Consider the following 20,678-nt stretch of genomic DNA (forward strand, 5'->3'; position numbering starts at 1 on the left):
GCATACAACCTTTTTATTTTAAGACACCGCTATATAAAATATTTACGTCTACTTCTGGTTTGAATTTTACTTTTGCATAATCTTTATTCCAATTTTTTTTCTTCCATAAGTCAGGATGATATGCGATAAGATGTCTTCCGATACCGAAAGCATCACAATTTGCTTTTTGTAGTTTGTTTGTTATTTTTTTCGCTTCTTTCGTAAGTTGTTTTGATAGGTCCTTATTTAGTTTTTTTCTGGCTTCCATTTTATAAATATTATCTCTTGGGGCTTCAAGTGCTATTACTTTTAGTTGGAGCTTAATGTGAGCATAAACATTTCCTTTTTTATCTGTTGTTATTTTTAAGTCCCGTTTTAACTTTCGATTGCTAATTTCCATTGTTAAATAATCAGATGTTTTCTCTGATTCATCGCTAGTAAGTTTTTGGGTTATACGGGCACTTGTTCCCATCTTTCCGGTTAATAATACGAATAAAACAGATTGTTTCAAAGGTAAATGCCCAGTTAATTTATCATTGTTAAATAAAGCTAACCCGTTTGTAATTACTTCTTTTCCTTTTATTTTTATAGAAGGGAGGGTAAAGTCTTTACCGGGATCTAACATTTTTGTAGCAGCTGTCTCTAAAGTTTCTTTTGGAAATACACTCATATCTTCTAAGCTCTTCACTTTTTTCTTTAGAAAATCTCCAATTAGTAAATTTCCTACTTTCTTTTTTTCTAGTATCTCGGATGTTTCACCATCTACTGCAATAAGTTTTACTAAAGCAGTTGGGTTTGTTGGGTCCCGAAAGCTGACATCTAAATAAGGTAGTACACCTTTTTTTAGAATTTTGGTTCCAAGTAATTGAACACCATATTTAAAATAACGAATATTTCCGGTTACATTTTTTTTCAGTGCATCGCTTGTATCTCTTATGTTATGACCAGTTGCTGAATGTATTTCATTCTCGAATGAAGCTTGTTCTCCGCTTGAACTTTTTACGAGCTCAATTGTTTGCTGGAGTTTATTCTCTTCCGTAATATCAGATCCAATACTATAAGCTAACCTTGCTTCCCTTAATGGTTCTTGATCCCAGCAGCCAGAAAGGAATGCACTAGTACATAATACAAAAAGTAATTTAACTCTTTTTTTGAACATACTGTTCTCCTTTCTTATTTCTTATTACTGAATAAAGTAGAAATAAAAGAGGGAGGACAACGATGAAAATATAGGTGAACTTATCAGTGAAAGTTGCAATCACTTTTAATTCTTCCGGTGTATCGATAAATAAGGCTACACTAAAGGCAATAATACCAACGATTGGGACAGCTTTTTTATGATTAGCAAGATTGAATATATGTCCAATTCCTATAGAAGCAGCGCAGTAATAACTAGCGATAGAAGCAACAACAGTTATCATCCAAATTGGTATGAATAGTAAATCAGTTCGGTCTATAATCCCGATATGCAAGGAGCGTAATAAGTAAGCAACTGGTTCTGGAATAAGTTCAATTTGTTTCGGACTAAATACGATAAAGCAAATCCAAACAGTAAAAGTATAAAAAAGGGTTACAAATCCATTAGCGATAGAAATTGCCTTTAGTTTTGCAATAGAACTCCCATTTACTTTTGGGAAAGCGATAAGAATAATTTCAAAACCATACATGGCTGTAATTGTTTCCTTTGATGCTTGAATAATATTCCACCATCCTGCTTCTGTAACTGGAAAAATATAAGAAAAATCAGCTCGTGAAAACCCTAGTGCAATTAAAAGAGCCATGGGCAAAATGAGAATAGAAGCCATGACATAAAATCGTACAATAACTTTGAATGTGTTATAGGCTATATAGCAGCAAGCTATCGTAAATAGTAAGAGAATTGCGTACCAAGGGGTCGCTTGCAAAACCCATACTTTAATGACATTACAAGCATTTAACATAACTGTCATACCGATAAGAGTAAAATAAAAAGCATAAGCAAAGCCTAATAGTTTTCCAAACTTATTACCAAATAGCATGCAAACACTTTCATACATATCTGCATCAGGAAATCGTTTTAAGAAAAGCCACATAAGTAAAATAATAAGTTGAATTGCAAGCCCAGCGATGAGAGCGGAAATCCATCCACCACCTTTTGCTATTGGGTGAAGACGGTTAGGTAGAGAAAGTATACCAACCCCGATTTGGCATTGAATAACGAAAAAGGTAAATTGAACAAGCGAAATTTTACTTTGCGTGTTTGTCACCGTTCTCATCCTCTCTCGTTACATGTTGGCGCTGCATTTTTTTCGGTTTTGGATCATGTGGTCGTTCCCAAAATGACCAAATTGGTAGTCGTACAAAAGAATCCTTCATATCTTTTACCCGCATCGGAGCGACAGGAGAAAGATATGGGGTATGAAATGAATGTAGCTGACATAAATGAACGAAAGTTATAATGAGACCGAATGATATTCCTACATATCCGAATAGGGCAGCAAGAAGCATTAATGGAAAACGAAGAATTCGAACTGCTGAACTCATATCGTTTGATGGAACGAGAAAAGATGAGATTGCAGTTAAAGCTACAACGATGATCATCGTATAAGAAACGAGTCCGGCTTTTACGATCGCATCACCAATTACTAAACCGCCTACAATACCGATTGTTTGTCCAACTCGGCTTGGCAGACGAATACCAGCTTCCCGTAATAATTCGAAAATCAATTCCATTAAGAGAGCTTCAAAAATCGGAGGGAGTGGTACTTTTTCTAATGAAGCTTTAATTGTATATACAAGTTCGAGCGGTAACACATCAGGATGAAAAGCAACGGTTGCAATATATATAGCTGGTAAGAGAAAGGCGATTAAAAAGCTGACTAAGCGAATCATTCGGACGAAAGAACCGACGATCCAGCGGTTATTATAATCATCTGGTGATTGATAGAAAGTAAAGAGTGTAACAGGAACAATAAGTGCTGTTGGATCTCCATCAGATAAAATAGCAACTCGTCCTTCCATTAAATTTGCTGCGACTCTATCTGGGCGCTCTGTATTTAATTGCTGCGGGAAGGGTGAGAAAGACGTATCCTCTATAAATTCTTGTATGTATCCTGGAGGCATAAGTGCATCTGTCTTAATCTTTTCTAACCTTCTTTTCACTTCTGCAACTAAATCGTCATTCGCTATGTTTTGCATATAAGCAATTGCCACTTTTGTATGCATTTCTTCACCAAGTGTGAAATATTTAACGACGACATTTGGACTTTTTATGAGTTTACGAATCGAAGCTAAATTGGTTGCTAAATCTTCTACAAAACCGTTATGCGGTCCACGGACAACTCCCTCATTATCAGGTTCGGTTATATCTCTTTTTAAAGATAAAGCTGTTTCGAAAATACAAAAACTGTCGACATGTTCATGGAAATATAATGATTTACCTTGTAATAAGAGCTGTACACCATAAATTAAATTTGTTTCTTTTTTCATATTTAATGTGGAAAAAGCTTTATCTAAAGACAAATCTGACCGCGTTAATAATGGCTCAAGAGCTAATTGATGAATTAAATTTGGGTCTGCTAAAGATTCGATATATAAGATTGTTCCTTTTCCGTTCTGAAAAGGGAGATCTAATTTTTTTATATCGTCTGAATGACAGAGCTTATTTTCGATATAATTAATGTTTTCCGGAAGTGATGGAAACATATGCTTTTTGTTATTATCTTGTTGAGAATCCTCCTGTTCGTCCATATTTTCCATCTCCTTTACATTGGAATTATTTCTGTTAATTTTTGCTTGTTGTGAGAAAATTATGCTTGGATTATTTAGAAAAAGTAGGGGGATGGAAAGAAAGTATATATTTGAGATATTAATATATATCTTTTGTACTATAAGGTGGTAAGCCTAGCAGTGTGCATAATTACATCATTCGATGAATAGGAAATTTAAGAAAAGCGATTTATAATACTAGTATTGTGTCTTGCCTTTTTAGGTGCAGTACACAGCCGGTGATTGGCTAGTGGGGGTTCTTCCATTTTGCCAGTGCCGGTTTTTTATTGGATAATAGAGAAAATGAAGTTTTTATAAAGAAAGAAGGGGTTGTTTTGAAAGATGTAAATTCTATCTTTATGAGAGAAAAGATTGCTAGTTCTTATCTTTATTTTATTTCTTTTCTCGGTTTAATTACTATAACTATATCTTTACTTGAAATTAAAATCCCTTCTCATCCAACAATACTAATATTGTTGTTACTATTTATGGGGATTGCAGAGTATTTTCCTGTGAGATTTTGGAGAGGAACTAGTTCGCTTACCTTTCCGATCATTTACGCTATGAATTGGCAGTTTGGAATCCATATAACTATTATTGCTATTGTACTCGTAACGCTAATTATTCACCTGTATCGTCGTTCACCGATACAAAGAATGTTATTTAATAGTACTCAGCATGCACTTAGTCTGATTTTGGCCGAATGGTTTTCAAACAAATGTATGTCCTTATTAATTAATAAGATTGATATGTCAGTTCTATATGAAAATTTAATATCTTTGTTATTATTTTGCGTGTTTTTTTGTTTTTTCAACAATCGTTTTTACGATTTGTTAATGATACTCCTTCCGCAGCCATATTCAATCCATCAGTGGTATAAAAAAACTGTAACGGTATTTCTTTGCGAAACTTTTGGTTTCTCTTATGCGGCACTGATGCACGTATTAATTAGTACATATAGTGTGGAAGTAAACGAGATTACAGTACTGTTTTTCTTTTTTCCACTTGTAGCAGCTTCCGTTATTAGTTCTTTTTCTGTACGGATAAGGATGGAGAAGGAACGATTATATGAGTTATTTCTTATTACGACCGAAATTAGTCGAGGATTAACCGGAGGAAACTTGAAACATATTAAACAAGCACTTAAAGGGTTTTTTGGCATACAAGCATATGTAATATGGACAAAAGATGATGGGAACTGGAATATTCTATTAAAAGATGGGAAAGTCCGCTCTGATATATCTGATGATTCAGAAAAGTTAAGAGGGTTTGAGGAACTCTCTAAAAATCTAGTATTTAATGATTGGAAAATTGGTATGGCTCCTGGAGATGAAATATTTGATAGTGTCATACGCTCACTTGTGTATTTTCCTCTTATTGTAAATGATGAACTAGTCGGAATGTTTGTTGCAGGGAAAAGTAGAACTGCAGGTTTTTTTCCGGAAGATGTACAGTCATTAGCTACATTTTCTAATCAATTAGCTAACGTAGTTAAAACAAGGATATTGATTTCTGAGCAGGAAAAAAGAATGATTTTAGAAGAAAGAAATAGAATCGCACGAGAAATTCACGATGGTATTGCGCAAACATTAGCCGGGGTGATATTTCAACTAGAATCCGCGCAGAAAAAATACCGTGATAAACCAATAGATATGCAGCAAGTAGTAGAGAAAAGTATAAAAGATTTAAGAGGAAGCTTAGGAGAAGTTCGCTATTCTATTTATGCTTTAAAACCATATCCGACACAACAATTAGGACTTAAGCAGGCGATAGCGAGTAAAATAAAATCTTTAAAACAAGAATACGAACTAGATATTACATATCATGAAAGAGGTCATGCACGTGCGCTTAGTTTTTCAAAAGAAAGGGTTATTTTTGATACATTACAAGAGAGTTTGCAAAACATTGTAAAGCATGCAAAAGCAGAAAAGACTGATGTTTTACTCAGCTATCAAAGTGAGCACGTACTTTTAAGAGTTAAGGATAATGGAGTTGGTTTTTCATTATTTGAGTCTATGGTTAAAACGAAGAATGAGCCACATTATGGTATATTACATATGAATGAACAAGCTGAACAACTAGGGGCTACTTTACAGATTAATAGTTCTGTAGGAAAAGGGACAGAAATTACACTGTTAATTCCAGATTCACAAACAAGGGGTGCGTAAAATGATTAAAATATTAGTCGTAGATGATCATGCTTTTTTACGAGACGCAATTCGGAGCATACTAGAGGATGAATCTGATATGAAAGTGGTTGGAGAAGCTAGCTCTGGGGACGGAGTATTGGAAAAAGTAGAAGAATGCAGACCAGATTGTATTTTGATGGATATTAATCTTCCGGGGAAAAATGGTATTGAAGCTACAGAGTTGGTGAAAAAAAAGTATCCGAATTGCCGAGTACTTGTGTTTACAATGTATGAACATGATGAGTATTTAATGGATGCACTCCAGGCCGGTGCTGATGGTTATTTATTGAAAGATTCATCATCAGAGCAGGTAGTAGCAGCAATTCGGATGTTATATCGAGGCGATTCAGTTATTCATCCGCGTATGACTAAAAAATTAATTACATATCATCAGCAAAAAATGAAAGTAGAATCAAATGAAAATGAATTGACGGAACGTGAAAAGGAAATTCTCTTTGAACTAGTAAAAGGACTTAGTAATAAAGAAATTGCTGAAGTTCTATATATTAGTGATAAAACAGTTAAAATACACATCAATAAAATTTTTAAAAAACTAAATGTAAAAAGTCGATCACAAGCAGTGATTTATGCAGTTCGAAATCAATTGGTTCCGCTAGATTAAATAAGAAACCTTTCAAAGAACTATCGTGTTGCTTTATTCTGTATCACAAAGAATAAAGGACAAGATAGTTCTTTTGTACTATGTAGGCATAGAATCCTTAGAGAAAAGATACTCCTTTTGATTAATTTTCAGAATAATCAAAACGTGAAATAATAATAATAGAATTACATTTTAATCCTATTAATAATTCATTTTGTGAAAATCTTTTGTTGAAAATAAATGATGGGGGGCTCCTATAGAAAGAGAAAAGTGAGTAATTAGCTATATGAGGTATGGGGATGGTAGTAGTGTTGGAATCTTTCATGATACAAAAGATTAAGATTGATAGAGTTTCCAATGCTAAGTAGGAATGTAAGAATCAATTGGTTTCAAAAAATAATATGAATAATGGAGAGATGCAATATGAAACGAGGGAAATTTGGAAAGATTCTTATTGGAACGTTAACAGTTGGAATGTTATTGTCTCAAGGAATTCCATATAACGTATTAGCAGAAGAGGTAAATACATCTACTTTAACTGGAATTGATGATGCAAATGCTATCTTGAAAGGTCTTACCAAGGAACAACGTAATGCCTTAAAAACGTTAGATACAAAACCAGGTTTTGTTATTTCGCCAGGTATTAATACAGCAAGTCCTAATAATGTGAATGTGATTATAGAATTTAAGCAAGCACCTAGCAAAATTGAGGTATTAAAACAAGCGGCTAAAGGGAAAAAGGTAGCTCTTTCAAATGCGGAACAAAAGGTAGAGGCATCACATAAAGGATTTAAAGCAGAACTTGAACAGCTTCAAAAGAATAAAGAGAAAGGAACAAATGTAAAATCTGCAAAAATAACAAGAGAGTATAAGAACGCTTTTAATGGTGTAGCGATTTCTTTACCAGCAAATATGATCGAAGACTTAGTTCGTACCGGTATCGTTAAGCGCGTATGGGAAGATCATGAGGTTAAAATTGATTTGCCGAAAGAAACAGCTAAGACTGCTGTTGAACCGAAAATGGCAGATAGTGTACCGCAAATTGGTGTGGACAAGCTGCATGATGAAAAAATAACAGGTAAAGGAATTAAGGTAGGTGTACTGGACACCGGTATTGATTACAACCACCCGGATTTGAAAGATGCATATAAAGGATATCGTGCAAAACAAGGTGAAGATCCAAGTAAAGTAGATCCGAACTCAATAAAAGGATGGGACTTTGTGAATAATGATGCTGATCCAATGGAGACAACGTATAAGGATTGGAAAAATTCTGGAGGATATCCTGAAATTTATGAGGGAAGTGCATATTATACATCCCATGGTACGCATGTAGCCGGGACAATTGCTGCAGACAAACAGAATAGTGTGGATTATGCAGTGAAGGGCGTTGCTCCAGATGTAGATTTATATTCATATCGCGTATTAGGTCCATATGGAAGTGGACAAACAAGTGGTATTCTTGCTGCGATTGATAAAGCAGTGAAAGACGATATGGATGTTATCAATTTATCACTAGGAGCGTCTATTAATGATCCTTTATATCCTACTTCTGTCGCGGTGAACAATGCGATGTTGGCTGGTGTTGTTACAGTAGTAGCAGCTGGTAATAGTGGTCCGGAAGAAGGTACCATTGGATCACCTAGTGCAGCGGCACTTCCCATTACAGTTGGAGCCAGTGACGCTGCAATGAATATCCCAACGTTTTCCGCCGATGCAGGTGATGTACATGTAGATAAGATGATGCTACTTGGAAAAAGCTTTACTGATAAGATTGAAGATTTGAAAGGACAATCCTTATCGGTTGTATATGCAGGGCTTGGGAAATCAGGTGATTTTACAGGGAAAGATGTAAAAGGAAAGTTAGCTCTTATCCAACGCGGTGAGATTACATTTGATGAAAAAATTAAAAATGCTAAGGAAGCAGGCGCAAAGGCGGTAATCGTATACAACAATGTAGATGGGGAAATTACAAGTTATCTTGGGGAAAGTACTTCATCTATTCCATCGTTCCGCTTAACAAAAGTAGATGGTGAGAAATTGCAAGCAAAAGCTGTACAAGGAGATGTGTCGTTAGCGTTTGGGGAACTTAGTAATATAAAAACAGAGGGAGATCACTTGGCTGATTTCAGCTCCCGTGGTCCTGCAACTAAGACAGATGATATTAAGCCGGATATTGTAGCACCAGGTGTTTCTATTTTCTCAACTGTTCCTGAATATATTAATGATCCAAAAGATGGAGAAAATTATCCGGTAGCGTATGGACGTATGTCAGGTACATCTATGGCAACTCCTCATACTGCAGGGGTAGCGGCACTTATTTTACAAGAACATCCAAACTATAGTCCATTTGAAGTAAAAGAAGCACTTATGAATACCGCAGTTGACCTAAAAGAAGAGCGTTCTGTATTTGAGGTGGGCTCTGGACGAATTGATGCATATCGTGCAGTCCATGCAGATACATCTATCGAGGTTATCGATAAAACATCAAACGTTGTAGATGATGAAGAAGTAGAAATTGAAGAAAAAACAGGTTCTATTGCGTTTGGGTATAAAAATCAAATTGAAAATGGGCCTATTAAAGATAGTCGAAAAGTCTTAATTAAGAACAGCAGTAAAACAGATGGGAAAGAATTTAAATTAGAGGTAGAATTTTCACCTACAAGTGTAGGGGTGCAAGATGCAGCGAGGAATGGTGTGAAGCTAAACGTACAAGATTCTATTAAAGTAGCTCCTGGTACATCAGAGGAAATTAGCCCTGAAATTATCATTCCAGAAAACGCTGAATTTGGTAGATATGAGGGGTATATTCATATTTCAAATAAGAACAATGAAAAAGAAGTATATCAAGTACCATTTGCAGTTAAATTCACAGAAAAAGGGATTGCGTCTGTGGATTTACTAAGAGATGCAATGGCAACAGATGCATCTAAATTCCATCCATTTATGGAGAGACCAAGTTCGCCTTTGACATTTAAAGTAAATAGTCCTCTTGAAACTATTGATGCAGTTGTGAAGGACCGAAAGACAGGGAAGGCATTAGGAGTCGTTGGTACACTTGATGCAAGTAGTCTAACACCGAATGTTGAATATATGATGTTTTCTGGTATGGGAGGGTATGTACTTCCATTTACAGGAGATCCAGCTCATCCAATTGGGGATAAACCTGTTATGTTGCCTGATGGAGATTACGAATTGAACTTCGTTGGATATGATAAGGAAGGAAAATCGTATACAAAAGGCGATAACATTATCATTGATAATGTTATACCGGAAATGAAATTTAAGGATGTACAACCTGGTATACACGAAGTAAATGATTCTATGTTTAAAGAAGAAGACGGCCAACGTGCATTATGGGTGCATGGTAATATTTATGATTCTACAGTAGATGCATTAAAGGCAAAAGGCTTGCAGTATGATCAAAAAGCGAATCAAATTGTATATTATCAAAACTCAGCTTTCCCATCAGGTTGGTTGAATACAATTCAAGCAAATGGTGATTTTAAATTTGGAGTACTTCCAGAGGAAATAAATGAGCCGTTAAATTTAAAATTATTTGGATATGACCTTGCTACTGCAGGGAATATGGCAACCGGATATAAGAATTATGTCTTTGTAAAAGAAGGAACAGAATACGCTGTTCCAAGTTATGACAAAGATAAAATAAAATTAGGTGAAAAAATTACGTTAACTTTGAATCTTAATAATGTAAAACAGCTTATGTCAGGTACATTTGAAATTCCTTTTGACAAGCAGCTCTTTAAATTTACAGATGTGAAACCAAATCCAGCACTTACGGAATATGTAAAACAACATGGATTGAACCTTAAATTAGAAGATCCGAAGATAAGTGAAGAAGGAGCTTGGGAAAACAAGGTGAAAGTTGGCGCATCATTAGAAGGAAAAGAATTTAAAGGGTTAGATGGAGATACACCATTTTTAGATGTTACATTCGAGATGACGAGCGATGAATATTTTAATGATGTAACAGCATTTGGAGTAGATAAGTTCTCTTATACAAAAGCTGGTGCATCAGACATTGAGATTCCTGTGTTTAAAGATAAATCTTTTGCTATTGTTTCGAAACATTCAACGGTTACAGGATATATCGCTCCGGAAGCTTTCTTGAATGAAGAGGGCTATTTAGGAAAGAATGACTATACAAAACTAGGAGCAAAAGTGTATGCAGTTGGCAAGGATGGAAAGAAATATACAGGAACGATTGATGATAACGGGCAATTTGAAATTCGTAGTGTCCCTGTAAGCGATAAAGAATATGATATTTTTGTAGAAATGCCAGGTCATTTAAATAGTAAATTAACAACAAAAATAGGGAAAATGCAGGACGGAGAATTAGTGGGACAAAACTTTAGAGCTGATATGGATGACAACCTTGCAGGTGATGTAAACGGCGATAAAATGGTAGATATTCAAGATGCTAGAATAGCAGCTTTATCGTATGGAAAAGGAAAAGTATCTGTAAAAGATGGAGATATAAATCAAGATGGTGTTGTAGATGAAACAGATATTCGTTTTATTGAGAAAAACTTCTTGAAAAAGGGGCAAGATGCTAAAGGAAATCAGAAACCGAAAGAAAATGTAGGGCCAGTGACATTAGATAAAATCTTACGCTCTATTGGCTTAGAACCCAAAAAATAAGTGGACAAACTTCTAGAGTAAATAATGCAATCAGACAATGAATAGTAAATGAAATGAGATTGGCTAACAAATAACCGGTAATGAAATACGGTAACGTTACCGGTTATTTTAAAAGTAATAGTTGTTTGAGTGCATGAAGTAACTAGTTTAAAGTAAATTCACTTTCGTTATGGGACAAGGTAGTTGCTTAATTAGTATTGTTTGTGGGATGGAAATTAGGTTTGTAGTTTGAACTTTAAAAATAGGGGGACTTGTAAAATGAGTATGAAGAAAAAAATTGGTATGGGTGTTATAACTGCAGCGCTTGGCTTATCTTTAATTGGCGGGGGAACATATGCGTATTTTAGTGATAAGGAAGTATCACAAAACACGTTTGCAGCGGGTACTTTAGATTTGAGTGTGAATCCTGAAGTTGTTATTAATGTCGACAATATGAAACCAGGTGATGAAATGGAGCGTGGTTTTCAATTAGTAAACAAAGGAACTTTAGCAATAGGAGATGTGAAACTTCTGACAGATTACAGTGTAATCGATGCGAAAGGAGATAATGGAAATGCTGATTTTGGTGATCATATCCGTGTTGATTTCTTGTGGAATTTGGATAAAAATGAGGTTCCAATTTGGTCTACTACATTATCTGAATTAAAGGTAGCTACGCAAAACGGAAGTATTCCTGATCTTGTACAAAAAGGTGTTGTAGACCGAGAAGGAAATGGACTTGCTCCTGGTGATGATGATACTTTCTATGTAATGTTCACATTTGTAGATAATGATGAAGAGCAAAATGTATTTCAAGGAGATTCATTAAAATTAAATTGGAATTTCAATTCAATGCAGACAAAAGGTGAAGAGAAATAAAAATAAATGTTATATACGAGAATCAATTGATGAAGAATTGAGAAATAGAATTTTTAATAGTGTAAGGGTTGATTTAGTGAATCAACCCTTTTTTGTGTTTTGAGAGAAAATTACGCTTGAATTATTTGGAAAAAACAAACTTGAAAGTTACGTTACGTCATCTTTTATACTGTAGAAAATAGGGTATAGGGGATGATATAAATGACTTTGAGGGATATGTGGGGATGGAAAGAAATTTTATATTTATTTATGTTTGTATTTGTTATTGTTCCAGTAACTGTTGAATCTCTTTTTTATAAATATATTTTAGAAATAATAGGTAACTCACTATATGCTGGAGTATTAATGGGCTTTATAATGGCAGTGATATTTACTACTGTAGTTTATCTTTTTTGTATAAAAAGGCATAAACTCTCGTGGAAAGATATTGGAATTCGGAAGCTTTCATGGAAAGATCTCTTATGGACAGTTGGAGCGGTTATTTTCTTAATTGTAGCTAGTATTGCTGTATTAGTGATAATGGAGAAAATGGGTATTTCTTTTGAAAACAGTAAGACGGAGACGGTCCAAAATGATAAATCAATCTATTCATTCTGTATCGCGGTAATTGGAGCAGCAATTATATCACCGATATATGAAGAGATTTTATATCGAGGTGTTTTTTATACATTTTTTCGTAATAGATATGGCATGTGGGGCGGTATGTTTATAAGTTCCATAATATTTACCGTTGTCCATATTCCAACATATAACACATTACCGGTGAACTTTTTAAGTGGGGTAGTATTTGCTTGGTTATATGAGAAAACAAATTCTATTTTATCGGCTATGATTGCCCATGCATTATTCAATTTCATAGCAGTACTTTTAACATTTATGTCGAATTAAGAAGATATATAGGAGGGATACATATGGAAATAGCTGTAGAACGTATTTTTACAAAAGAGATTTTAAAAAGAGCAGCGAGTTTGTTTCATGTAACAGTGGAAGACAAGCCGCTCGGAGATTTTGAGAATTATATTTTTAAGGCCAAGGGCGATTGTGGTGAAGATTACGTATTGCGTTTAACCCATTCTTCTCATCGTTCAAAAAAAGAAGTCGAAGCTGAATTAGATTTTTTACGATATGTTGCAGAAAATGGGGCAAAGGTAGCGGGACCCCTTTATTCAGCGTCTCAAAATCTTGTAGAAGAAATTGGAGCAGAGGATGAAACTTTCTTTTTCGCTTCTTTATTTACATATGCAAAAGGAGAGCAAGTAAAAGGAGAAGAATCGCCTTATTGGGGCGATATTTATTTTGAAGCATGGGGAAAAGCGATTGGTCAACTGCATCGTCTAACAATGAACTATCCTAAAACGAATCATCGTGATACGTGGGAAGAAGATGAGAGTGGGATTGTGAATGAATTAGACGATGATCAAGTGAAAAAGATTGCAGCGGTATTAATGGATGAAATTAAAGCTCTTCCAATTGAAAAAGAAACGTTCGGTCTTATGCACGGTGATATTCATCCAGGTAATTTTCATTATGATGGTAAAGAGCTAACTATCTTTGATTTTGATGATGCGGCTTATAATTACTTTATACACGATTTAGCGATGGTTCTCTATTACTCTGTTCTATTTACACCGTGGACAGCGGAAGAGAAGACAGATTTTGCTCGTAAACAATTACAAGTGTTACGAAAAGGCTATGAGTATGAGCACAGACTGGCTGATAGTTGGTATGAATCGTTACCGTTGTTCTTACGTCTACGTGATGTTGGTTTATACGGTACACTTCAAAAGAAGTTTAAGGGGAAAGATATGCCAGATAACTTCCGGAAATTATCGGAAGAGTTATATGAAAGAATTATAAGCGAAGAATCAATTGTGAATATATAATACATTTTGTTCAAAACAAAGTATACAAAATAAATGTATACTTTGTTTTTTTATACAAAAATATGTTTGTTTTATTAAAATAATATTGTCATAGATTCGGTATACATTTATAATTTTTATATATTCTGAATATTCTTGATAAAAAGGAGGGGGAATATTGGAAGCTTTCGTAAATTGGTTAAATAATATTGTTTGGAGTCCAGCACTTGTTTATTTATGTTTAGGAGTAGGTTTATATTTTTCTATTCGAACGAGGTTTTTACAAGTAAGGCACGTAGGAGAAATGGTGAAGCTGACATTTAAAGGAGAAAAATCAGAGGCTGGTGTTTCTTCATTCCAAGCGTTAGCACTTTCGTTATCAGGACGCGTTGGGACAGGGAATATCGCTGGGGTAGCAACAGCGGTTGCCTTCGGTGGACCAGGAGCTGTATTTTGGATGTGGGCAGTAGCCTTTTTAGGAGCAGGTTCTGCTTATGTAGAATCGACACTAGCACAAATATATAAGACGAAACATCAAGGGCAGTTCCGAGGTGGTCCAGCTTATTACATCGAAAAAGGTTTAGGGGTTAAATGGTATGCTTTAGTATTCGTTGCAGCGACAATTCTTGCAACGGGGCTTTTACTGCCAGGTGTGCAAGCAAATAGTATTGCGGTAAGTTTAGAAACAGCTTTTGGAATTAACACTACCGTATCAGGGGCTTTATTAGTTGTTGTATTAGCCCTTATCATCTTCGGTGGAGTAAAGAGAATTGTTAACGTAGCGCAAGTTGTAGTTCCGTTTATGGCAGTTGGTTATATTTTAGTAGCTTGCGTTATTGTCGCTATGAATATTGAAAAATTACCAGAAGCATTTATGTTAATTATAAGAAGTGCTTTTGCTTTAGAAGCGGCTTTCGGTGGTATTATCGGTCTAGCAATTTCTTGGGGAGTAAAGCGTGGTATTTATTCCAATGAAGCAGGGCAAGGAACTGGACCACACGCAGCAGCAGCGGCTGAAGTATCACATCCAGCTAAACAAGGTTTAGTGCAAGCATTCTCCGTTTACATTGATACATTATTTGTTTGTTCAGCAACAGCATTTATGATGATTATTACAGGCATGTATAACGTATTTGATGCAAGCGGAAAAAACTTTATCGTTAATAAACTAAACGGTGCGCAGCCAGGACCTGGATATACACAGGCAGCAGTAGAATCTGTATTTCCTGGTTTTGGAAACGGTTTCGTCGCAATCTCGTTATTATTCTTCGCGTTTACAACAATTATGGCATATTACTACATTGCAGAAACGAATATCGCGTACTTAAATCGTGATAAGGATCGTCCTTGGCTGTCCATGATACTAAAGTTTGTATTTTTAGGAGCGGTATTCTACGGTTGTATAAAAACAGCAGCAACGGCGTGGGCTTTAGGTGACATCGGTGTAGGAATTATGGCATGGGTAAATATCATTGCGATTTTATTATTACAAAAACCTGCATTAGTTGCATTAAAGGATTATGAAAAGCAGAAAAAAGAAGGAAAAGATCCGGTATTCGATCCAGGGCCATTAGGAATTAAAAATGCTGATTTCTGGGAGCATGAATACGGAAAAGATAAGAAAGAAGAAGTATCTTAATAGAATAGAAGTGAAAAAGCAAAGGGAAAATCCCTTTGCTTTTTTTTATGGGCAAAATGAGGCAGGTAGTTATTTTTTTGCCTATTTTTGAATATAAAAAGAATGTACATGCTTTGTTAGGGGAAGGGGGGAGTATGGTGATAGAGTTTCGTAATGTAAATAAATATTATGGCGATTTTCAAGTTTTAAAAGATATTAATGTGCAAGTGAAAAAAGGTGAAGTGGTAGTAGTTGTTGGGCCTTCAGGATCAGGAAAAAGCACGTTGCTTCGGTGTATAAATCAGCTAGAGACAATTACAGATGGAGAGTTAATTGTACAAAATACAGAGGTACACAATACAAAAACAGATATGAATGAATTACGCCGAAATATCGGTATGGTCTTTCAACATTTTTATTTATATCCACATAAAACGGTTCTTCAAAATATTACACTCGCACCTATTAAAGTAAATAAGGTTTCAAAAGAGGAAGCCGAGAAAACAGCGATGTTTTATTTAGAGAAAGTAGGAATCCCGGAGAAGGCTATTGTATACCCGCATCAATTATCTGGAGGACAACAGCAAAGGGTAGCAATTGCTAGAGGGCTTGCAATGCAGCCAGAAATTATGCTATTCGATGAGCCTACGTCTGCTCTTGATCCAGAGATGATCGGGGAAGTACTTGATGTTATGAAAACACTAGCTAAAGAAGGGATGACGATGGTCGTTGTCACGCATGAAATGGGGTTTGCGCGAGAAGTAGCAGATCGGATCTTATTCATGGATGATGGCAAGATCATTGAGGATACAACACCGGCGCAATTTTTTGCGAGCCCTGAACAAGAAAGAGCACGTTTATTTTTAAGTCGAGTGTTAAATCATTAAAGGAGGAATTTTATGCTTAAAATGAAAAAGTTGTTTACCTTAATCGTATTCTCTTGTTTATTCGTACTTGTCGTTGCCGGGTGCGGAAGTAAAAAAGATGAGACGAAAGAAACGAATACGAAGCAAGGCGGGGCTGTTGAGCAAATTAAAAAGCGCGGGAAGCTAGTAGTTGGAGTGAAGAATGATACGAACTTATTTGGCTTGAAAAATCCTTCGACAGGGGAGGTAGAAGGATTTGATGTTGATATTGCGAAGGCACTTGCGAAAAAGATTCTTGGGGATGAAAAGAAACTAGAGCTGAAAGAAGTAACGTCTAAAACACGTATTCCACTACTAAAAAATGGTGATATTGATGCAATTATCGCGACAATGACAATTACGGAAGAACGCAAAAAAGAAGTGGATTTCTCAGATGTATATTTTAAAGCGGGGCAATCGTTACTTGTGAAAAAAGGGAGCGATATTAAAAGTATTGATGATGTGAAAAAGGGCGTGAAAGTGTTAGCTGTAAAAGGATCAACATCTACAAATAACATTCGTCAAAAGTCACCAGAAGCGACTGTATTAGAATTTGAAAATTACAGTGAGGCATTTACGGCGTTAAAAGCAGGAAAAGGTGATGTTTTAACGACAGATAACGCAATTCTTTACGGCATGGCAAAACAAGATTCAAATTATGAAGTTGTAGGGAAAATTTTTACGGATGAACCGTACGGAATTGCAGTGCAAAAAGGTGCAGATGATTTAACGAAAGAGATTAATAGCTTGCTAAAAGATATGAAGGCGAATGGGGAGTACGACAAATTGTATGAGAAATGGATTGGGCAAAAGCAAGAGTAGTAAAATGATATTTTAATGAGCGGAGCTGTATTCCCATTGATAAATAGTAAGAGGATGAGGGATACTCATCCTCTTCTTGTAAAGAAAGAGGGGAGAATATGTGCCTGATTTTTCTATATTAACGAATAACATTGATATGTATTTAGAAGGCTTTAAATATACAGTGATGTCTAGTGTAATCGCATTAATAGGCAGTTTTATTTTAGGTGTAGTATTGGCGATAATGCGTATTGCACCGATTCGTATTTTAAATTGGGTAGGATCAGCTTTTGTAGAATTTGTAAGAAATATTCCACTTGTATTAATTGCATTTATATTTTATTTCGCTTTACCTGTAGTAGGAATTACTTTAAATGGTTTTGTAGCAGGAACAGTTACGCTTACCGTATATACTGCAGCGTTTATTGCGGAAGTTATTCGCGCTGGTATTTTATCCGTTGCAAAAGGGCAAATGGAAGCAGCACGGTCTTCAGGATTAACGTATGTACAAGGAATGTATTATGTAGTCTTACCTCAAGCGATGAAAATCGTAATCCCTCCTCTAGGAAATCAATTTCTCAATTTAGTAAAAAACTCTTCCATACTCGGAATTATCGCTGGTACGGATTTAATGTATCAAGGAGACTTAATTTCAACGAAGACGTTTGTTACGTTTGATGTCTATATATTTGTCGGGATGTTTTATTTAATATTAACAATTCCGCTCAGTATGCTAGTGCGTTATTTAGAAAAACGCTTAGCAAAGGAGGCGGTGTAAATGGATTTTAAGGGAGCTATAACGGGTGATCATATTCTCTTTTTATTAAAAGGATTACTCATCACATTAGAGGTAGCGCTCGTAGCGATTGTACTTAGCTTTATTATCGGTAGTGTAATAGGAATATTGCGCTACATGAAAATACCTGTCGTCTCACAAATATTGGGGATTATCGTTGAAGTAATTCGAAACTTACCACTACTTTTAATTATATTTTTCACGTATTTTGCACTTCCAGAAGCAGGATTGAAATTAGAAATTATAACAGCTGTAATTGTTGCTTTAACAATATTTGAAGCAGCAATGATATCTGAAATTGTTCGAAGTGGCCTATTATCTATTGAAAAAGGACAGATTGAGGCCGCAAGATCTTCAGGATTAACGTATGTTCAAGCACTTTGGCATATTATTTTACCGCAAGCATTAAGAAGAATGGTCCCGCCGCTTGTCAGTCAGTTTATTTCATTGCTGAAAGATACAGCGCTAGCAGTCGTTATATCACTGCCAGAGCTTATGCATAATGCTCAAATTATTAGCGGACAAAATGTAAATTATATGATTCCGACGTTTATAGTAGTAGCTTGTATGTATTTTATCGTGAACTATAGTTTATCAATTTTATCGAGAAGATTAGAACTCCGCTAACCCTTACAATATATGTAAGGGTTTTTCCCTTGTTTATCCTTATTTTCCTCTAATTAGAATCTAAACCTAGCAATAATTCGATTTTTTATATTATTTTATCAGAAAAGTTTTAATTTTATATAGAAATTGTAACCGCTTTCGTGTATATTTTTATTATCAGAAAATTTTAACAAGATATAGGGGTATTGGTAGGGGGAGGATTTAGATGCAGCAACCAACGAATGAGAAATTACATCGTACGATGAAGAGTAGACATTTATTTATGATCGCACTAGGTGGTGTAATCGGGACTGGTTTTTTCTTAGGTTCAGGTTACACCATTAATCAGGCTGGACCAGGGGGAGCCATCCTTTCATATTTAGTGGGCGGATTTATTATGTATTTAACAATGCTTTGTCTTGGAGAGTTAACGGTAGCAATGCCAGTTTCAGGTTCTTTCCAAAAGTATGCGACGAAGTTTATTGGACCAGGAACGGGCTTTATGATCGGCTGGCTATATTGGCTTGGCTGGGCAGTGACAGTAGGTTTAGAGTTAACGTCAATCGGTTTAATGATGAAAAGATGGTTTCCAAATGTTGATGTTTGGGTATGGTGTCTCGTATTCGGCGTTATTTTATATGCTTCAAACGCTATCTCAGCGAAAAGTTATGCTGAATTAGAGTTTTGGTTCTCTAGTATTAAAGTAGTTACAATTCTTGCGTTTGTTGTTCTTGGTGGTAGTGCATTATTAGGGTTTATATCATATGACGGAAAAGAAGCAGCACCTCTTTTCTCTAACTTTGTAAGCGATGGTGGATTATTCCCGAATGGACTAGCTGCCGTATTACTTACAATGATTACAGTTAACTTCTCGTTCCAAGGAACAGAGTTAATCGGGATTGCAGCAGGAGAAAGTAAAGATCCTGAAAAAACAATTCCACGTGCGATTCGTAATACAGTATGGCGCATTATGTTATTCTTCATTTTAACAATGACGATTTTAGTAGGATTAATTTCTTGGAAAGAAGCTGGCGTAATTGAAAGTCCATTCGTAGTCGTATTTGATAAAATTGGTATTCCATACGCGGCTGATATTATGAACTTCGTTATTATTACAGCGTTACTATCTGTAGCGAATTCAGGATTATACGCGGCAACTCGTATATTATGGTCACTTGCAAATGAAGGAATGGCACCAACATCGTTCCAGAAAGTAAATAACCGTGGTATTCCAATTACAGCACTAGTTGTAACGATTGCAGTAGCTGGCCTTTCTTTATTCACAAGTTTTCTTGCAGAAGATACAGTATACATGTACTTACTATCTATAGCTGGTTTATCAGCTGTTTCAAGTTGGATCATTATTGCTTTATCGCAACTTCGCTTTAGAAGCCAGTATATAAAAGGCGGAGGGAAGTTAGAGGACTTAAAGTATAGAACACCGTTATATCCAATTGTTCCAATTTTAGCTTTAATTACAAATAGCATCGTCGTTATTAGTTTAGCGTTTATTCCTGAACAAAGAATGGCGTTATATTGTGGTATTCCATTTATCATTTTCTGCTACATATATTATTATATAAATAAGAAACGGCAGAAACCGATGAAGGTGGAGACAACAAATGAAACTAACAATCAAACACGATGATATTGAGGCAGATTTATCGTATGGTCCATTAGCGATTGGAAGAGAGAACGGATATTCACCATTACAATTACTCGTTTCTTCTATCGCAGGATGTAGTGCAATTGTTTTTCGAACAATTTTAGAAAAGAAACGTATTTCATACGATACGTTTACGATTGAAACGGAAATTGGTAGAAGTGAAGCATTATCAAAACCGGTTGAAAGTGTTCATTTACACTATAAAATTAAAGCAGAGAACATTACAGAAGAGCAGTTGGACAAGGCGCTACAGCTTGCAGTGAAAAATTGCACAATTGTTCAATCTGTAAAAGATAGTATAAAAGTTACGGAAACGATTGAATTAATAAAGTGAAACTGTAATCAGTGGGAGTGTTTATCCCCACTGATTACTAGTTGAACCAATCGG

The 20,678-nt window shown here is 35.4% G+C and carries 16 protein-coding genes; 13 read left to right on the forward strand and 3 right to left on the reverse strand.

The features are described 5' to 3' along the window. Nucleotides 1–13: 13 nt before the first annotated feature. From gerKC to gerKA, 3 genes are read right to left on the reverse strand one after another with little or no spacing between them, the layout of a single operon-like run. The gene (gene gerKC, locus KI369_RS17465) at nt 14–1,138 is read right to left on the reverse strand and encodes a Ger(x)C family spore germination protein (protein WP_212956766.1); all 1,125 of its coding nucleotides are present in this window, start codon (nt 1,136–1,138) and stop codon (nt 14–16) included. Then, a complete protein-coding gene (locus KI369_RS17470; RefSeq protein WP_212956767.1) occupies nt 1,119–2,225 on the reverse strand; it encodes a GerAB/ArcD/ProY family transporter in 1,107 nt (368 codons plus the stop codon). The genes gerKC and KI369_RS17470 overlap by 20 nt, the downstream gene beginning before the upstream one ends. After that, complete coding sequence (gene gerKA / locus KI369_RS17475; protein ID WP_438800508.1) at nt 2,206–3,717, reverse strand: spore germination protein GerKA; 1,512 nt, start codon at nt 3,715–3,717, stop codon at nt 2,206–2,208. Before gerKA ends, KI369_RS17470 begins: the two co-directional genes overlap by 20 nt. Nucleotides 3,718–4,061: 344 nt before the next feature. On the opposite strand from gerKA, the gene KI369_RS17480 reads away from it, so the two are divergent. From KI369_RS17480 to KI369_RS17540, 13 genes are all read left to right on the forward strand, one after another. Next, nucleotides 4,062–5,894 carry a GAF domain-containing sensor histidine kinase gene (locus KI369_RS17480; RefSeq protein WP_212956769.1) on the forward strand — a complete coding sequence of 611 codons (1,833 nt, stop codon included), beginning with the start codon at nt 4,062–4,064 and terminating at the stop codon, nt 5,892–5,894. 1 nt (nt 5,895) lies between these two features. Continuing rightward, nucleotides 5,896–6,537, forward strand: a complete 642-nt coding sequence (locus tag KI369_RS17485; protein WP_212956770.1) for a response regulator — start codon at nt 5,896–5,898, stop codon at nt 6,535–6,537. A gap of 402 nt (nt 6,538–6,939) precedes the next feature. Beyond that, a complete protein-coding gene (locus tag KI369_RS17490) occupies nt 6,940–11,178 on the forward strand; it encodes a S8 family serine peptidase (RefSeq protein WP_212956771.1) in 4,239 nt (1,412 codons plus the stop codon). 258 nt (nt 11,179–11,436) lie between these two features. After that, the gene (locus KI369_RS17495) at nt 11,437–12,036 is read left to right on the forward strand and encodes a TasA family protein (RefSeq protein ID WP_001991613.1); all 600 of its coding nucleotides are present in this window, start codon (nt 11,437–11,439) and stop codon (nt 12,034–12,036) included. A 201-nt stretch (nt 12,037–12,237) separates the two neighbouring features. Next, nucleotides 12,238–12,924 carry a CPBP family intramembrane glutamic endopeptidase gene (locus tag KI369_RS17500; RefSeq protein ID WP_212956772.1) on the forward strand — a complete coding sequence of 229 codons (687 nt, stop codon included), beginning with the start codon at nt 12,238–12,240 and terminating at the stop codon, nt 12,922–12,924. A 23-nt stretch (nt 12,925–12,947) separates the two neighbouring features. After that, a complete protein-coding gene (locus tag KI369_RS17505) occupies nt 12,948–13,919 on the forward strand; it encodes a phosphotransferase enzyme family protein (protein ID WP_212956773.1) in 972 nt (323 codons plus the stop codon). Between the two features lie 157 nt (nt 13,920–14,076). Then, nucleotides 14,077–15,537: an alanine/glycine:cation symporter family protein gene (locus tag KI369_RS17510; protein WP_212956774.1), complete on the forward strand. Its 1,461-nt coding sequence runs from the start codon at nt 14,077–14,079 to the stop codon at nt 15,535–15,537. Between the two features lie 137 nt (nt 15,538–15,674). Then, nucleotides 15,675–16,403 (forward strand): amino acid ABC transporter ATP-binding protein, encoded by a 729-nt coding sequence (locus tag KI369_RS17515; protein WP_212956775.1) that lies wholly within the window; start codon nt 15,675–15,677, stop codon nt 16,401–16,403. A gap of 12 nt (nt 16,404–16,415) precedes the next feature. After that, nucleotides 16,416–17,243 carry a glutamate ABC transporter substrate-binding protein gene (gene glnH / locus KI369_RS17520; RefSeq protein ID WP_212956776.1) on the forward strand — a complete coding sequence of 276 codons (828 nt, stop codon included), beginning with the start codon at nt 16,416–16,418 and terminating at the stop codon, nt 17,241–17,243. 100 nt (nt 17,244–17,343) lie between these two features. After that, nucleotides 17,344–18,000 carry an amino acid ABC transporter permease gene (locus tag KI369_RS17525; RefSeq protein ID WP_212956777.1) on the forward strand — a complete coding sequence of 219 codons (657 nt, stop codon included), beginning with the start codon at nt 17,344–17,346 and terminating at the stop codon, nt 17,998–18,000. Further along, nucleotides 18,001–18,645, forward strand: coding sequence for an amino acid ABC transporter permease (locus tag KI369_RS17530; protein WP_063225139.1), 645 nt, complete (start codon nt 18,001–18,003; stop codon nt 18,643–18,645). Nucleotides 18,646–18,850: 205 nt separating this feature from the next. Then, nucleotides 18,851–20,272: an amino acid permease gene (locus tag KI369_RS17535; protein WP_212956778.1), complete on the forward strand. Its 1,422-nt coding sequence runs from the start codon at nt 18,851–18,853 to the stop codon at nt 20,270–20,272. Next, nucleotides 20,247–20,624 carry an OsmC family protein gene (locus tag KI369_RS17540; protein ID WP_212956779.1) on the forward strand — a complete coding sequence of 126 codons (378 nt, stop codon included), beginning with the start codon at nt 20,247–20,249 and terminating at the stop codon, nt 20,622–20,624. The genes KI369_RS17535 and KI369_RS17540 overlap by 26 nt, the downstream gene beginning before the upstream one ends. Nucleotides 20,625–20,678 lie beyond the last annotated feature (54 nt).

Source organism: Bacillus sanguinis, from assembly GCF_018332475.1.
GTDB classification, from domain to species: Bacteria; Bacillota; Bacilli; order Bacillales; family Bacillaceae_G; genus Bacillus_A; species Bacillus_A sanguinis.

What these genes read in the sequence shown, in the direction of transcription:
- gerKC (WP_212956766.1), bottom strand. Translation starts at nt 1,138, where the DNA reads ATGTTCAAAAAAAGAGTTAAATTACTTTTTGTATTATGTACTAGTGCA.
- gerKA (WP_438800508.1), bottom strand. Translation starts at nt 3,717, where the DNA reads ATGGAAAATATGGACGAACAGGAGGATTCTCAACAAGATAATAACAAA.
- KI369_RS17485 (WP_212956770.1), top strand. Translation starts at nt 5,896, where the DNA reads ATGATTAAAATATTAGTCGTAGATGATCATGCTTTTTTACGAGACGCA.
- KI369_RS17490 (WP_212956771.1), top strand. Translation starts at nt 6,940, where the DNA reads ATGAAACGAGGGAAATTTGGAAAGATTCTTATTGGAACGTTAACAGTT.
- KI369_RS17495 (WP_001991613.1), top strand. Translation starts at nt 11,437, where the DNA reads ATGAGTATGAAGAAAAAAATTGGTATGGGTGTTATAACTGCAGCGCTT.
- KI369_RS17500 (WP_212956772.1), top strand. Translation starts at nt 12,238, where the DNA reads ATGACTTTGAGGGATATGTGGGGATGGAAAGAAATTTTATATTTATTT.
- KI369_RS17505 (WP_212956773.1), top strand. Translation starts at nt 12,948, where the DNA reads ATGGAAATAGCTGTAGAACGTATTTTTACAAAAGAGATTTTAAAAAGA.
- glnH (WP_212956776.1), top strand. Translation starts at nt 16,416, where the DNA reads ATGCTTAAAATGAAAAAGTTGTTTACCTTAATCGTATTCTCTTGTTTA.
- KI369_RS17530 (WP_063225139.1), top strand. Translation starts at nt 18,001, where the DNA reads ATGGATTTTAAGGGAGCTATAACGGGTGATCATATTCTCTTTTTATTA.
- KI369_RS17535 (WP_212956778.1), top strand. Translation starts at nt 18,851, where the DNA reads ATGCAGCAACCAACGAATGAGAAATTACATCGTACGATGAAGAGTAGA.
- KI369_RS17540 (WP_212956779.1), top strand. Translation starts at nt 20,247, where the DNA reads ATGAAACTAACAATCAAACACGATGATATTGAGGCAGATTTATCGTAT.